At 46.8% G+C, this 16,527-nt stretch carries 11 protein-coding genes; all 11 read left to right on the top strand.

Annotated elements, in window-relative coordinates; all coding sequences use genetic code 11:
* The first annotated feature begins 126 nt into the window (after positions 1 to 126).
* The 11 genes from DCMF_RS15290 (at position 127) to DCMF_RS15240 (ending at position 16,512) form a co-directional block, all read left to right on the top strand.
* Positions 127 to 1,215 carry an efflux RND transporter periplasmic adaptor subunit gene (locus tag DCMF_RS15290; RefSeq protein WP_214658633.1) on the top strand — a complete coding sequence of 363 codons (1,089 nt, stop codon included), beginning with the start codon at positions 127 to 129 and terminating at the stop codon, positions 1,213 to 1,215.
* 3 nt (positions 1,216 to 1,218) lie between these two features.
* Positions 1,219 to 4,371 carry an efflux RND transporter permease subunit gene (locus DCMF_RS15285; RefSeq protein WP_148135219.1) on the top strand — a complete coding sequence of 1,051 codons (3,153 nt, stop codon included), beginning with the start codon at positions 1,219 to 1,221 and terminating at the stop codon, positions 4,369 to 4,371.
* Complete coding sequence (locus tag DCMF_RS15280) at positions 4,368 to 5,519, top strand: TolC family protein (RefSeq protein ID WP_148135218.1); 1,152 nt, start codon at positions 4,368 to 4,370, stop codon at positions 5,517 to 5,519. The genes DCMF_RS15285 and DCMF_RS15280 overlap by 4 nt, the downstream gene beginning before the upstream one ends.
* A gap of 18 nt (positions 5,520 to 5,537) precedes the next feature.
* Complete coding sequence (locus tag DCMF_RS15275; protein WP_148135217.1) at positions 5,538 to 6,125, top strand: TetR/AcrR family transcriptional regulator; 588 nt, start codon at positions 5,538 to 5,540, stop codon at positions 6,123 to 6,125.
* 151 nt (positions 6,126 to 6,276) lie between these two features.
* Positions 6,277 to 7,518, top strand: a complete 1,242-nt coding sequence (locus DCMF_RS15270) for an S-layer homology domain-containing protein (RefSeq protein ID WP_148135216.1) — start codon at positions 6,277 to 6,279, stop codon at positions 7,516 to 7,518.
* Positions 7,519 to 7,842: 324 nt separating this feature from the next.
* A complete protein-coding gene (locus DCMF_RS15265; RefSeq protein ID WP_148135215.1) occupies positions 7,843 to 11,004 on the top strand; it encodes an S-layer homology domain-containing protein in 3,162 nt (1,053 codons plus the stop codon).
* Between the two features lie 173 nt (positions 11,005 to 11,177).
* A complete protein-coding gene (locus DCMF_RS15260; RefSeq protein ID WP_236860338.1) occupies positions 11,178 to 12,812 on the top strand; it encodes an S-layer homology domain-containing protein in 1,635 nt (544 codons plus the stop codon).
* 61 nt (positions 12,813 to 12,873) lie between these two features.
* The gene (locus DCMF_RS15255) at positions 12,874 to 13,377 is read left to right on the top strand and encodes a hypothetical protein (protein WP_148135213.1); all 504 of its coding nucleotides are present in this window, start codon (positions 12,874 to 12,876) and stop codon (positions 13,375 to 13,377) included.
* A gap of 191 nt (positions 13,378 to 13,568) precedes the next feature.
* Complete coding sequence (locus DCMF_RS15250; protein ID WP_214658632.1) at positions 13,569 to 14,945, top strand: GumC family protein; 1,377 nt, start codon at positions 13,569 to 13,571, stop codon at positions 14,943 to 14,945.
* A 31-nt stretch (positions 14,946 to 14,976) separates the two neighbouring features.
* A complete protein-coding gene (locus tag DCMF_RS15245) occupies positions 14,977 to 15,708 on the top strand; it encodes a CpsD/CapB family tyrosine-protein kinase (protein ID WP_214658631.1) in 732 nt (243 codons plus the stop codon).
* Between the two features lie 15 nt (positions 15,709 to 15,723).
* Positions 15,724 to 16,512: a tyrosine-protein phosphatase gene (locus DCMF_RS15240; protein WP_148135211.1), complete on the top strand. Its 789-nt coding sequence runs from the start codon at positions 15,724 to 15,726 to the stop codon at positions 16,510 to 16,512.
* Positions 16,513 to 16,527: the final 15 nt, after the last annotated feature.

Genomic DNA, 16,527 nt, shown 5'->3' with positions numbered 1-16,527 from the left:
ATCTTAATTGACAGGGGATTCTCCATACCCTACAATATAAAGCATACTGACCGACCCGTCGGTCGATCTTGGTTAGGAACATAATTGGGAATACAAATTACAAACAGTGAAAGAGAGGAGAACGGAGTGGTAATCAGGAAAAAGCAGCTCGTGATTTTATTGATCCTAATCACGAGTTTGTCAGTCTTCGCCGGTTGCGGTCAAAAGGAAACCCCGGCCGATCAGCCCCAAGAAGAACAGGCGGTCTTAGTGGAGGCAGGAAAGGTAGTTACCGGAGATATCTCGAATACCTCCACGGTCAACGGCAAGATTGCGCCAAATAAGGAAGTGAGCATTATCCCCAAGACACCGGGAAAGGTGGCGGAGGTTAACTTTCAAGTAGGGGACCGGGTACATCAGGGAGATATTTTGATCCGTTTGGACAGCACAGAGCTTCAGGCCCAGTTGAAACAGGCAAAAGCAGGGTTGGCTCTGGCCAAGGCAAATTATCAAAATGCTCTCACCAACCTGGAGCGGGTAAAAAGTTTATATGAACAGGGAGCAGTGTCCAAGCAACAGTTAGATGATGCCCAAACGCAGGCTGCCGTGGGAAGCACGGATAGTGCTTCCGCTTCGGTGCAACTGATAGAGGCCCAATTAGCCAATACGGTGATCAAATCTCCCGTGGACGGGATTGTGTCGGCCCGAAATATTGAAGTTGGTGAAATCGCCGGGCAAAGCGCCGTGATGACGATTGTGGATATTGAAAAGGTAAAGGTAGAAACGAATGTAACGGAAGCGGAGGTAAACAAGCTTTCCTTAGGACAAAAGCTGGATGTACGGGTATCCGCTGTAGGTGATCAGCCCTTCTCCGGGACGATCCGCACCATTAGTCCTGCAGCCGACAGCCAGGTCAGTACGTTCCCCATCTCCGTGGAGATCCTTAACCCCCAGCACCAATTGAAGCCGGGCATGTTTGCCGAGATTAAGCTGGCCCTGGAAACCAAAAAAGGTGTGCCGGTGATTCCCAAGCAGGCGGTGATTGACAGCGGGGATATGAAATATGTTTTTGTAATTAAAGACAAAAAGGCGATCCAAACGGAAATCAAGACCGGAGTAGAAGACGACACCCGTGTAGAGGTGGTATCCGGTCTTACAGCGGGTGATGCCATTGTCCTCACAGGTCAGAACAAGCTGCAGAATGAAACCCCCGTGACGCTGTCGGGAGGTATGTAATCCATGAAGATTATTGAATCTTCCGTAAAACGTCCTGTCACCATCTGCATGGTTATCTTATGTGTGGTTTTGTTGGGATTTGTTTCATTATCCAGACTGGCTGTGGATCTTTTTCCGGATATGAAGTTTCCCGTAGCCATTGCCATTACCCAATATTCCGGAGTCGGTCCGGAAGAAGTAGAGTCGATGGTAACCGAGCCTCTGGAAGATGTTTTGGGTACGGTGCAGAATGTGGATAAAATCCAGTCCCAGTCTATGGCCGGACAGTCCATGGTCATTGTCTGGTTCAACTGGGGCACGGATATGGATTTTGCCACGCTGCAAATGCGGGAAAAGATTGATCTGATCAAAGGCTCTTTCCCGGACGAGGTTACCGATCCCATGGTGATGAAAGCGGACCCGTCCATGATGCCGGTGGTCCAATTAGGTTTGTCCGGAGGGAAAGACCTGATGGACCTGAAAAAAATCGCGGAGGATGTGGTAAAACCCCGTTTGGAACGTTTGGCCGGGGTAGCTTCCGTCAGCGTTACCGGAGGGTATACCCGGGAAATCCAGGTATTAGCAGATCCGGTAAAAATGGAAGCCTATGGCATCGGATTAAACCAGATCAGTCAGGCCTTAAAGGGAGAAAATATGAATGTGGCCAGCGGGCGGGTTACAGAAGGGAAAAAAGAGCTTTATGTCCGCACGATCGGCGAATATACTTCCTTGGATGATATCAAGAATATCAACATTGCCCTTCCCGGGGGCGGCACGGTTTTCCTGAAGGACCTTGCCGAAGTGAAGGACGGTTTTGCCGAGCAGCAGCAGTATACCCGGATGAACGGGGAACCCAGCGTGGGAATTAGTGTGCAGAAGCAAAGCAAGGCCAATACGGTTCAGGTATCCAACCTGGTGCAAAAAGAGCTGGACCAGATCGCCCGGGAAATTCCCGGAAACGTGAAAGCCGTGACTGTTTACGACCAGGCTACATTTATCCGGCAGTCCATCGGCAGTGTGTCCTCCCACGCCATGACCGGGGGGGTCCTTGCGATCCTGGTGATTTACCTGTTCCTGCGCAACCTGCGCAGTACCGTCATTATCGGGCTGGCCATCCCCATTTCCATCATCGGCATTTTCAGCGTGCTCTATATGGGGGGCTTGACCCTCAACATGATGTCTTTAGGCGGGTTGGCGCTGGGAATCGGGCATTTGGTGGACTGCTCCATCGTGGTATTGGAGAGTATATTCCGTTACCGGGAAGACGGCTACAGCTTAACGGAAGCTGCCATTAAAGGCGGCAGCGAGGTGGGCATGCCGGTAATTGCCTCTACTCTTACCGTGATGGTAGTATTTCTGCCGATTGTATTTGTGCAGGGGCTCGCCGCCATGCTATTCCGGGAGCTGGCTTTAACCGTGGCCTCCTCCCAAGGGGTCGCTTTATTGGTTGCGCTCACTTTAGTACCCATGCTTTCATCAAAACTTCTCGCGGTGGTGGATAAGAATCAAGCAGCAGAGGGAGAATCAGGAAAACAAAACGCTTTGAAAAAGGCCGGCTCCAAAGTGGGAGATTTATTTGGCAGGCTGGAGCAGGCTTATGGAAAAGGATTAGCCTGGTCTTTGGCCCACCGGAAAAGAGTAGTCCTGATCGTAGTTGCCGCAATGGTGGCCAGCTTGGCTTTGGTTCCGGTCATCGGCATGGAATTTATGCCGAAGGTGGACAGCGGAGAACTGGCGATCAGCGTGGAGTTGGATAAAGGAACAGTCTTATCTGAAACGAATAAGGTGGCGGAACACATTGAAACCGTATTGGGCGACATCAAAGAAGTGAAAACCGTCTTTACCAGCGTAGGGGCGGCCGGAGATGATTTTATGGGCAGTTCCACACCGGAAGTGTCTCAAATGCGGGTGATGCTGGTGCCCAAGGCGGAAAGGCAGCGCAGCGCGGACCAGGTGGCTGATGATATCCGGCAAAGAATCCAGGAGATCCCGGGGGCGGATATTTCCGTAACTGTGAGTGACAGTACAGGAGGAGGAGGCCAGTCTTCAGCGCCTGTATCCATCCAAATCAGAGGAGACGATCTGGATGTACTGAAGAGCATGGCAGAGGAGATTGTGGACGTGGTCAAGTCGGTGCCGGGGACCAGGGAGGTAGAGTCCAGCATCACCGTGGGCCGGCCGGAGTTGCAGATCCGGGTGAACCGGGATAAGGCGGCTGCCTATGGGCTGAGTGTCTCCCAAGTGGCGTCGGCGGTACGGGCTGCTTTTGAAGGTGACGTTGCCACCAAATACCGGACCGGAGGGGATGAGATCGATGTACGGGTAATTCTGCCGGAGCATTACCGGGAAAATGTGCGGGATTTAAAAGACGTCATCGTGCCGACTGCAAACGGGGCCCAGGTTGCTTTAAGCGATTTGGTGATCACAAATATAGATGCCGGGCCGACTCAGATAGACCGGGAAAACCAGGCCAGAACCGCCACGATTAACAGTCAGCTGAGCGGGCGGGATGTAGGCAGTGTCACGAAAGATATCCAGGCCAAATTGAAAGACTTCAAACTTCCCCAGGGCTATACCATAGAGTATGGGGGGGAAAATGCCGATATGATAGAAGCCTTCAGCAGTTTGGGATTGGCGATGATCCTGGCGATCATTCTGACCTATATGGTGATGGCATCCCAGTTTGAATCCCTGGTTCATCCCTTTGTGATTATGTTTTCCATCCCCACCATGATTATCGGCGTTATCGGCGGGTTGGCCCTGACGGGGCGGAGCTTCAGCGTCACCACTTTTATCGGCTTAATCATGCTTACCGGTATCGTGGTGAATAACGCCATTGTTTTGGTGGACTACATCAATGTGCTCCGGCGCCGGGGACTGAGCAGGAATGAAGCCATCACGAAAGCCGGCCCCATCCGGCTGCGTCCCGTTTTAATGACGGCCCTCACGACCATTCTAGGGATGGTTCCTTTGGCCCTGGGCATCGGTGAGGGGGCGGAAACCCAAGCTCCCATGGCGACTGCCGTGGTGGGCGGTTTAAGTACTTCCACCATCTTTACCTTGATTTTTGTTCCCGTCATGTATACCATTATCGATGATTTTGGACAGTGGTTGAGAAGGGTATTCCGGTTGGGTGCCAAGAAAAAAAGTATCTCAGAAGGGGAGGTAATATCATGAAAAAGAGAGTTTTATGGGGAGTGCTTGCGGTACTAATCATATTAGCGGCCAGTGTTTCTGCTTCTATGGGAGAAAGTGCTGTTCCCGAGGCAAAAAGCCTTAGCCTGAACCAGGCCATCGAACTGGCGATGAAAGATAACGCCCAGGTGGAATTGGCCGGCTTAGGCGTGGAAAAAGCGGCCTTGGAGCTGGAAAGGAAGGAGTTTGCGAAGAGAAAAGCACTAAATAAAATAGGGACTACAGAAACGAACATGTTGGGTGGCACATCGGTTGTCAGAATAGATCAATCAACAGCAAAGACCATTGATGTTGATCCGGTTTTAGCCCAGTCTCAAAAAATCGTGGCGGATGTAACCAAATCCTATACGGAAAACAGTATTAAATATGGGGTAGAAGCCGCTTATTATGGGGTACTGAGATCAGAGAAGATGCTGGAAACGGCTCAGTCCTCTTTTAAAAGAGCCCAGGAGCAATTAAAACAAGCCCAAGCCAAATTTAAAGCCGGTACGGTCGCCAAGATTGATGTGATTTCTGCGGAGGCTGAACTGCAGTCTGCGGAGGCGTCTGTAAATGAAGCGGAAGCAGGACTTCAAAAGGCGAAAATGAACCTGAATCAAACCCTTAACCTGGATCTGGATACGCCGTTAAATCTCACTGATAAATTTACCTTTACAACTGGCGAACCTATTGATGTAGCCAAGGTGATCCAGGAAATGATGGAAAAGGATAAACCTTTTGTGGCAGCCCGAGAAGCCAATCATAGCAGTGAGGTGACGATGGATTACTATAAGAAATATTATACGGCCAATACCTTTGATTATCGTAGTGCTGCTTATGCTTACAAAGATGCGGAGGTTGCCTTTAATACGGCTAAATCTAACCTGGAATTAAATATCAAAGCGGCCTATTTAGATTTAAAGACCGCGGAGGATAATTATAAAGTCTTAACCAAAAGCCTGGAACAGGCTCAGGAGGCATACAGGTTAACAAAACTGCGTTACGATGTAGGAATGGCTACCGGTTATGATGTGTTAAACGCAGAGGCAAGCCTGAAACAGGCTGATTTAGGTTTGCTTAATGCCTTATACAATTACAACCTTGCCAAAGCCAAATTTACTTACGGCATCTTTGGAAGCTCTTCAATGTAAGGGAAGGGGCTGCAGAAGGTGGCTTTAGGTTTTGAGTCAAGCGATAAAAAACTGAGAATTATACGGTCTGCTGCCAAGGTTTTTGCCCAAAAGGGTTTCCACCGGGCAAAGATGGAAGAAATTGCCCAGGAAGCCGACGTGGGAAAAGGTACGGTCTATGAGTACTTTTCCAGTAAAGAACAATTGTTTTTTGAAATGCTGCAAATGGGAAAGAACTTCTATCATGATTCTTTGACCAAAGAGGTAAATAGTGAAGTAAGCCTTCAAAATAAATTGAAAAAAATAGCGTATCTTCACCTGAAATTTATTCAAGAATATAAGGATTTTGGCAGGGTGATGATGCAAGAGTTCCTGCAATTGGGAAGTGAGATGCAAAATTATTTTTGGAAGGCTCATGAGCAGGAAATCACCTTATTAAGCCAAACTTTTCAGGACGGCATGAGCCAGGGGATCCTTCGGCCTTTGGATTGTAAAGTTGTCGCGCAAATTTTTCATGGTGCGGTTCACTCTATGGGGGGACCGATGATTTTTCTGGACGAAGAACCTGATCTTGAGCAGCTATCAACAACAATAATTGAAGTATTTTTTAAGGGAATAGCGAAATAAAGTTAAAGTGCGGTACGAAACCGCACTTTAGCTTTATTTTGCTATTTTTAACAGTAAATTCAGGATCGTCTATTGGTATTTCATTGAAAAATTGGTGTTAAACTGATATAATTTATTCAATTAATTGTGTGATATTTAGGAGGGCAATTTAATGAAAAAGCTTTTCGTCCCAATGGTCATCGTGTTTCTTTGCATGTTTGCGTTTCCGGTATTTGGGGCAGTAGAATATGAATCCCTACGCTTAAATCAAGAGGATATAGAGAATTATGCTGTGGGTACGAGTGTTAGCTTTAGAATGATGGATATGGATATTACTACGAAAAGGCTGGATATCAATGATGAAGCTCTCCGGTATATGGAGAAAAAGGGAATCACCTTAACAATTGAGACGCCTAAGGTTACGATGATTTTTTCCCCGGAATCGTTTCTAACCCAGGAATGGAAGCAGGCGGAAAAAAGCGGGGAACCATTGACTTTTCGAGTTGTATTAAAGAAAGGTGATATTTCCAAAGTAACGGATAATTTTGATGAATGGTATTATAACCAGATGGGGTTATACCGGTTCAGTACATCGGCCTGGGATCTGTCCGGAGAAGTTTTGATCGGAGGGAAAAAGGAATATGATGTCAAGAATTTCGCGGTGCCTGTAACCCTAAAAGTTACATATCCTTATAACAGCGAGACCAATTCTGTAAAAGAAAATACTTTGGAATTATATATGCTGAATGAAGAAAAGGCGAAATGGGACTATGCGGGGGGCAGTGTGAACACCGAAACAAAAGTGATTACCCTGAACACAAATAAAACAGGTTTGTTTATCATTCTGTCCAACCAAAATCCCAAGCAATTCACAGATATCAACGGGCACTGGGCAAAAAACGATATTCAATTCATGTTGGACAAAAATGTGGTTCAGGTGACCGGCGATAAAAAGTTTTACCCGAACCGGGATATTACGCGGGCGGAGTTTGCCGTATTTCTGTCCCGGACCATTGGATTAAATGATAATACGGGAAACAAAAAGTTTAAAGATGTGACCTCTGACAAGCCATACTACCGGGAAGTGCTGGCGGCAGCCAATTCCGGAATTGTCGCCGGCGTCAGCGGGGACCGCTTTAATCCTGAGGCGAAAATTACCCGCCAGGAAATGGCTGTGATGCTGAACCGGGCTTTAAAATATGCCAAGGTTTCCGTCAAAACCAATCAGGATTTGTTAAATAAATTTAGCGACGGGAAACAAATTGCCGGTTGGGCAAAGGAAAGCGTTGCCTCAGTGGTGACAGCAGGTATAATGGGAGGAAGGCAAAACAATAGTTTTGCTCCTGAATCATTTGCCAGCCGGGCCGAAGCGGTGGTAATTCTGCACCGGCTGCTTAACATAACGATAAAATAAGAAGAAATTATTCTAATCTTTAAAAAAAATTTTAAAGTTGGCAGGATTTATGATAATAAAATAGAAAAATTAGGAAAGCTCCCGTTTATTGTCGTCTTATCTTTTTCGTTTGTTCTCACTTTACCTTTGAAGATCCGATTTAGGTTACCTGACTTTCTGAAAAACGCCCGTCAGGTGCGTTTTTCTTTGTTATAGATTAACAAGCTTTTATCTTTGTGGACAAGCATCAGAGGCGGTTAGGTTGCTTGTAAAGGGGTTGGTTATTATTGAGTTTTTTTAATTGCGTTAGAGAATAGAGAATTATTATAAGGAGGAGAGGCGATAATGAATTTGATTTTTATAAGAAAGATGCGTTTCATTTCTGTACTGTTAGTTGTATTTATGGTGTTCGGGTTGTTTCCGGCAACAGTCTTTGCCGCCGGTCAAGAGGATGAGAATGATGCGGGTGAAGTAATTGATTTAATTCTCGCTATTTTAAACAATGAAGACTATGCGGGAGACCTTGCTGAACTGAAGGACCGTTTGGAAGGGATTACTCCCCACCATTTGGATTTTTTGCTGGAAAAAATGGAAATGCTGATCAGTGCCAGAAATAGCATTGTTCCTGAAAAAACAAAGGAAAAACTGCTGGCATATGGCATTGACTCCGATACGGTTGAGGAATTCTTGGATGCTGTATTTTATAAAGAGGATGCTGTTTTTGGCGGGGATGAGTTCCAAAGATTTATTGATATTTTAACAACCCTGCTAGGAAAACAAAATGTTACCCTTGATGACATGGACGATTTACTGGATTACTACCATGGCCTTGATGCGGCTTTCACGGAGAAATTTCCCGATGCTGTCGGTGCCGGCAAGGACAAGTTAAAAACATATGATTTAGTAGCTCTTTCAACTGCATTTTTCCGGTTGTTTAGTGAGCCCATAGATCCTTTTGCGCTTACTCCGGAGAATAAAGTTTTTATTAATGGGGTTATTGATGCGTTGCCAGGGGATGTTAAGGAGAAACTTGTTTTATACGGGATCGATTGGGAGGCGTATGACACTGCCATCGAAACAGCTTTGGATGAAGGCTTAATTACTGATGACGACATTGCGACCATTCGCAGCATTTTAGGTTTATCGGCACCGGTACTGGCGCCTACGGCCAGCCTTGAGGAAGGCATCTATTACAATGATGTGTCCGTTATGTTAGGTACCCTTACTGCCGGGGCGGATATTTATTATACGACAAACGGAAATGATCCCGTGGTAACTCCCAGCCAGAAATATTCGGGAGCCATTACCATCAGCAGGACTACAACCATCAAGGCTATGGCGGTTAAGGATGATCAGAGCAGTGAAATCAAAACCTTTGTTTATACGATTAAGACTGCTACCCCTACTGCCAGCCCTAGACCGGGTACATACAGCAAAGAAGACTATCAATCGATCAACGTATCTTTGAGTAGCATTACATCAGGGGCTAATATCTATTATACTACCAACGGGAATACACCGACTACCAGCAGTAGCCGGTATTCTGCCCCGATTAATATTTCGGAAGATACGGTAATTAAAGCGATTGCTGTGAAAAACGGAGTGAGCAGTCAGGTAGCTAGCTTCAGTTATAAATTTGTAGTTAAGGAAATTGCGATTTCTGATGATTATGCGGTAGACCAAGACGGCACAGCGGACATAGACATTCCTGATATTCCTTTGGGTAATGACGGGAAAACCCAACCGGTTTTAGCGGTAATTCCTGTATCCTCTGCGTTAAGCCAGGCTCTGGGGCTTCCTGCGGGATCCTCCTTGGCCATTACAATTCCTCCCTTAGACTTAGGGGGCGGTCAGGCTTCTGTGGAGATCAAAAAGGCGGAATTGTCCGATGAGTTAAGTGAACTGGGAAATAGAATTCTGGCTATAGAAATTACCATCGACGGATTAAAGGGACAAGAAGTAACGTTGGTGTTGCCTCTTCCTGAAGGCCTGGATCCAGACGATAATGTGGGAGCTTTCCACTTTAACTCTGCGAACAACCGGTGGGAATACAGGGAAGCAATCATAACTGATGATGGAGTGCAGTTTGAAACTAATTTGAGTCCTGTGGCGATAGCGGAAGCGGTGGAAATTCCGGAAATTACCGGTGCCGTACCGACTTCTTCTTCGGTAGCATTGACCTGGACCAGCAGTCTTGTTGGAGGAAGTTATGAAGTTTACCAGGGTAATACCTTGGTAGGAACTATCACCAACGAACCCTATACGTATACGTATACGGTCACCGGCTTACGATCCGGCACCACTTATACCTTTAAAGTCAGGGCGATTGATGCCAATGACTTGGAATCGGATTTTGCCCAAATTGATGTCACGACTTCCGGCAGTTCCGGTGGTGGTGGCGGCGGTTCCAGCACCGGTTACACCATCAGCGACAGTGAAGTGACGAAACAGTTGAACGCCGGGAATAAGGCCATTACCATTACGGTGCCCGAGGGAACCAAAACAATCAATATCAGTGTCCAGACGTACAAAAAGATAGCTGCCGCGGATAAAGACCTTGTGATTAATACGGACAAAGTTTCCTTCACGATTCCCGCCGGGGCCTTTGCAGTAAGCGGCTCATCCGGTAAAATTACCTTAAAGGTGAGCGAACTGACAGCATCGAAAGATCTTACCGACAAATTGGATGCCAGCATGAAGCTTGTGGGGAAAGTGTTTGATATCACCAGTACACCGGCGCCCCAGGAAGAAGTTGATGTAACCATATCCTATGACGGATTAGATCTTTCCGGGATAGATGAAGACTTGCTGGATGTTTATTGGTATGATGAAGCAGACGGAACCTGGGTGGCCATGGACGGAAGGGTGGATGAATCAGATAATGCGATAGAATTCAGCACCACCCACTTCAGCAAGTATGCCGTTCTTGCCAGTGAAGAACCCCTGACGTTTACGGATGTTAAAAATCACTGGGCAAAAGCGGATATTGAATATATGGTTGAGAAGGGTGTGGTGAAAGGGATTACCGACACCAAGTTTGCTCCCAATGATCCGATTACCAGGGCCCAATTTGCCGCGTTAGTGGTGCGGGCTATAGGCCTGGAAGCGGATCCCGGATATGCCTTGTCCTTCAGCGATGTAAATAAGTCTCAGTGGTATTACGGTGAAGTGGCCGCCGCCTTTAAGGCCGGTATCGTTGAAGGCACCAGCGCCACCACCTTTGCACCGGGTGCCAACATTACCAGGCAGGAAATGGCTGTGATGATTGCCCGGGCCATGGCGACGGCAGGTGCGGAAACGGATCTGACGGACGCCCAGATCCAGGAGAAACTGGCCAAATTCAAAGATGCCGCTAATATTGCCTCCTGGGCCCAAGCAGATGTGGCCAAAGCCGTAGAATTCGGCATCATTACAGGCAGAACCGACGATACCTTTGTGGCGAAGGCCAATGCCACCAGAGCCGAGAGTACTGTAATGATCAAAAGAATGTATGATCAGATTCAATAGAAACCAGCTGCAAAAAAGGGTACCGCACGCGGTACCCTTTTTTGCAATACCAAGCAGGCTTCCAGAAAAAAGCTCTCTGATGAAATAAAGCGGATGGTTGTCTTGGAGCATTTTGTCGGTTTATAATGAATGGAGAATAATTTTGGTAAAGGAGAGGGGATTTGTTGTCCAGAGTGAAATATTACATAACGAAAAGAATCACGGTTACCGTTTTAATGGTCTTTCTTTTTTCCCTGATTGTTCCCTTGTGCCCAGTCCCGGCTTGGGCAGGTTCCTTGGATGATATTTATGATACAATTAGTTCCCAATATCCCGAGGAACTGCAAAGGATGAAAGATAACGGGGCGTCTGAATCTGACATCAGAAGATTTATTTCTGCGGTGGAAAGTGAGTTGAAGGAAAATAACAGGCTAACCGAAGAAAACATTGAAGATGCGATGGCCGATGCCATACTGAATTTATTTTTATCCGGCGACCATGACAATGTTTTTGAGGCTGTTTTTACAGGCTGGAATTTGTCGATCAGTACATTAATGGATGCTTATAGCAATGGGGGCACGGATGAGGTGCTTGACCTGCTTCCCCAAAGCTTTTTGGCCATTGGAAGATTGGTGAAAGATAAGATTCTCAATGCCTCTGATGAACCCGGCGGCGGTGGGGGCGGCGGCGGTGGCGGCGGTTCCGCTAAAGAATCGTCATCTGTAGCCGACAGTGCCGAGATTGCACGCCAAATTAAAGCCGGCGCCAAGGAAGTATCTTTAAAAATGGCGGACGGATCCGGTGCGCTCCAAATTAAGGCGGCCGATTTGACGAAAATAATTGGAGCCGGCATGTCCTTGAACATATCCTGTTACGGCACTGAAGTAAGCTTGACAATACCGCCGGAAGTGCTGTCCGGTTTTTCCGGAAAGGATCTTCAGGCTGCCGCTGCGAAACTCACTGCCCAGGAAGCGGAAACCGTCACAGGAAAGCTGGCGGCCGGGATGAAGAGAGTGAGCGGTATTTTTGAATTAAGTTTGAAAAACAGCTCCTCTGTTTCTTCAGGACCGGATTTTGCCAAACCGGTTTCCTTGGCCTTTTCTTATGGAGAAAGCTTTGTGACCAATGCCGAGGAGGACAATTTGTCCGTCTACAGGTACAACGAGGAGACGAAAAAGTGGGACCCGTTGGAGGGGACTATTGATAAGACAGGAAAAGTGATCATTTGTCCGGTGACCCACTTTAGCAAATACACGGTGATGACCCGTCCGGTGAAAACCTTTAGCGATATTTCCCAGCACTGGGCCCAATCAGACATTGAGTTTCTGGCCAGCCGGGGGATTATTAACGGGGCCAGTGAAACTACTTTTGCCCCGAATCGCCCTGTGACCAGAGGGGAGTTTGCCACCTTACTGGTAAATGCGTTAGGCCTTCCTAGCCAGGAAATCGACCGGAAATTTACGGATGTATCCCCAGAGGCCTGGTATGCGGACAGTGTTTACCGGGCTTGTGCCGCCGGCTTGGCGCAAGGTGTGAAGGATGATCTTTTTGCTCCTAACAACAATATTACCCGGCAGGAATTGGCCGCCATGGCGGTGAATGCGCTGACTTATAAAGAGAAATTAGAAGAGCCGGAGGGCGAGGAGGGCAGCCTTGCCGCTTATTCAGACCGGCAGGAGATTTCTCCCTGGGCGGAAAAAGCTTTGGTGCTGGCCATGGAAAATGAGATCATGACCGGACGTTCTGAAAAGATTCTTGCCCCCCGTGCCCAGACTACCAGAGCAGAAGCTGCGGTGATCATCAAAAGGCTCTTGTCAAAAATAGAATAAGACAAAGGCTGACGACGATAGGGTTATTTATGTTATCTAATCAAAAATGGGGTTGATGATCATGCAAAAAAAAATTTGTTTGATTCTTCTGGGTTATATGGCGGTCTTGTCTGTTGTCGGGGTAGGGCTTTATTTCCACGAGCGTTTGCAAAACCTGCCGATTCTGGAAAAAGCTTTGGTGGAAGAAATCTTAACCTTTGATGAGGAGACAGGCCAAAAACCTCAGAGTACGGAAAAGACTGAAACCTCCGACCCAATCCCGCTTCCTGAAGAAGATACCGGTTCAAATTATTGGGAGAACTATGAACAGGGGAGCCAAGGCACAACAGATCACGCATCAACGGAATCCCGTCTGAAGGAGGCAGATATTTCTTCAGGAGACCAAATGAAAGTCCTTAAGATCGTCAAGAAAAGTTTGAGTAATGATGAGATCATGTATATTTTGTCTTTGGCAAAAAATGGTTTTACTGCGGATGAAAAAACTGAAATCAAGACCCTATTACGCAGCAAGCTCAGTGACAGTGATCTTAAAGAATTAAAATCGGTTGTTCTAAAATATCTGTAAAAAATCATAGCATGGAAAAAGGCTTTGTTTTCAGGAGAACAAAGCCTTTTTTATTTTAAGCGCAAAAATAGGTTGATTTTTTACAAGTTGAATCTTGCTGTTTATTGGTTTATAATTATCGTAAATATTGTCATTTAATAACAGATGTTGATGTGTGGCGGCAAAACAAAAAATCGGAGATGGGGAGCAGAATGGAACAAACACAACAAGAAATTGACCAGGTAGAAGAGATTGATTTAAGGCAGTACATAAGTGTGTTGTTAAAATGGAAATGGATGATCCTTCTTTTTTCTTTGGGCTGTGTTTTAACCAGTTACATTGTCAGCGCTTTTATTTTGACGCCTGTTTATGAAACTACTTCGGTGCTGATGGCTACCCAGCCTAATTATGAAAGAGTCTACCGGGAGGAAAACGGCTCTCTGGAGTCCACGGTAGACAGTTTTTCCCGGATGCCCACTTTAAATCTCAATACTTTTACGGGGCAATTTAAGAATACGGAAATTTTGAATAATGTGATCAAAAAATTACATCTGGAAGAAGAAGGGTATTCTGCCAAGACCTTGGCCCAAAAGATCACTGTTACCGGGAACGAAGAAACCAATATGATTGAAGTTAAAGTGATTAATACGGATGCTGCCCTGGCCACATCCATCGCCAACACTTTGGTGGATGAATTTTATGCTTTTTTGTTTACCAGCAACCAGAAGCAGGCCAAAGAGGCCGTGGCCTATCTGGCTTCCCAGTTAAAGCAGACGGAGGACGAATTGAAGAAAACCACGGAAGCCTATCAGGAGGGGAAAGCCCAGGCGAGAAATTCAGATTCCCTGGAAAAGGAACTGATGAGCAAGACCGACATCTTGACGACTTCCAATGCCCAGTTGCTGCAGAGTCAGGTATTGCTTGAACAGTTAATTGCGGGAAAGAACCGCTTGGAAGAAAACCTGGCCAACACACCCGCCAAGCTGCAAACAAATTCCTGGAATGATGGGAACAGAGAGACCGGTGATATCAATGCGGACGGCATTGAGGATCTTACCGGAGAAAACGGGACGGCGGCGGATGGCGGCAGTATGGTTACCGAGGAGATCAACCCGGTATACCTGGAATTAGTAAAAAGCTTAAACGATAAAGATGCGGAAATTGCTCAGACCAGAGCCCAAATTATCGGCACCCAAAAAAATATTGGCCTTCTGGAAAAGGAGATTAGCGATCTACAAGCGGAGCTTTCCAAAAAACAATTGGAAGAAGCTACCGTAAAGCGAAAAATGGATTCTCTGGAAAACGCCTACACCGTGCTGAACAGCAAAATTATCGAAACAGAGATTGCCAAGTCCGCAGACTTTGGGCGCATGAACCTGACCCTGGTTTCACCGGCCTATTTTCCCAGTACGCCGGTTAAGCCCAATAAGCAGCTGAATATGGCCATTGCCGCCATCTTAGGCCTGATGGGAGGGGTTCTTATAGCTTTTGTTTTAGAGTTTTTTGATGATACCGTGAAAACGGCTGATGATTTGAAAAAATTAATGGATGTGCCTGTTTTGGCCACGATACCGACGGGAAGACATTAGCGTGATAGAATAGAGAGGGTTGTGTGCTTATATGAAAAGGTTTTTTACCAAAGATATTCCGCTAGGTACCAGAAAGCTTTACACCATGGATCATCCCAAGGCCTATATCAGCGAATCCTTTAGAATGCTGCGCACAAATTTAATGTATACCAATGTGGACCGGCAGGTTAAAACCATCTTGTTCACCAGTTCCGGGCCTCAAGAAGGGAAGTCGACGATCGTCTCCAACCTGGCTGTGGCCATGGCCCAGACGGGGAAAAAATTATTGCTCATGGACTGTGACTTAAGAAAGCCGGTGCAGCATGAGATCTTCCAGTTGACCAATGAAATCGGTTTGACGAAGTATTTAACCGGGTACTGTTCTCTGGATGAGGCTGTGCAAAATACCCAATTGCCCAATTTGAACGTACTGTCCAGCGGCCCTATCCCGCCCAATCCGGCAGAGCTGTTGGGTTCCAAGAGTATGGACCGTTTATTGGATTTGTTGAAAGAGCAGTATGAAGTAATTCTCATTGATGCACCTCCCGCGATTGCGGTAGCGGATCCCATTATTCTTGCCGGCAAGTGCGACGGCGTGATTGTGGTCGTTCGGGCCGGTTTTACCAAATTAAATGCCTTAAAAGAAACAAAGGAGCTTCTCAAAAAGGCGGAGGCACCGCTTTTAGGCACTGTTTTGAACGATTCCACGATGAATGGCGGTAATTATTACAAGGGATATCGAAAGTACTACCAGCAGTATTACCGGAAATATTACGATGAGTGATAAGGGTGTGGGGCCATGATCGATATTCACGCACATATTTTGGCCTGCGGAGATGATGGTGCCGCTACCCTGGATGACACCATCAGAATGGCGGCAGCGTTTTCCCAAACAGGGGTTACCATTGTGGCAGCAACCCCTCATTTCATCCGGGGAAGCTGTGAGATTGGCAAGGAAAAAATTTTCAACTGCATCGCTGAGTTAAATGATGTTTTAAGCGCTTACCATTTGGATATCAAAATCCTGCCGGGAATGGAAGTGGAGATCTGCCATGAAGTCCCCGGTTTGTTTAAACAGGGGAGACTGTTAACAATCAACGACACGGGCAAATATTTGCTGGTGGAGCTGCCCTTTTACAGTATGCCTTCTTTTACCCGCCATGTGTTCTATGAATTGAGACTGATGGGCGTTACTCCTATTCTGGCCCATCCGGAGAGAAACCGCCAGCTCGGCGAGAACGAGGATTTGGTCGCTGAAATGGTTCAGCAAGGTGTTTTGATGCAAATCAATGGGGGAAGCCTGCTGGGGTACTTTGGCAGTAAGGTGAGACAGACGGCTCTGTCCCTGGTGGAACGGAACCTGGCTCATATGATCGGGGGCGACGCCCATGAGCCGGGGGGAGAAAGAGGACCGTGCCTGCACCTGGTGCATCCTGTTGTGGAGAAACTTGTGGGGAAAGAAGGATGTCAAGTATTAACCCAGGATAACCCTTTGGCCGTGCTGGAAGGCCGGGATGTGGTGCGTTGGGAACCGAAACCGTTAAAAACAGGGGTAAGCAGGTTTTTCCGCAAGATATTTGGATCATAAGACTTGGGCACGGCT

Origin of the sequence: Candidatus Formimonas warabiya (genome assembly GCF_002777255.1) — a bacterium.
Taxonomy (GTDB): Bacteria; Bacillota; Dehalobacteriia; order Dehalobacteriales; family Dehalobacteriaceae; genus Formimonas; species Formimonas warabiya.
This window is presented reverse-complemented; position numbering and strand designations above follow the sequence as displayed.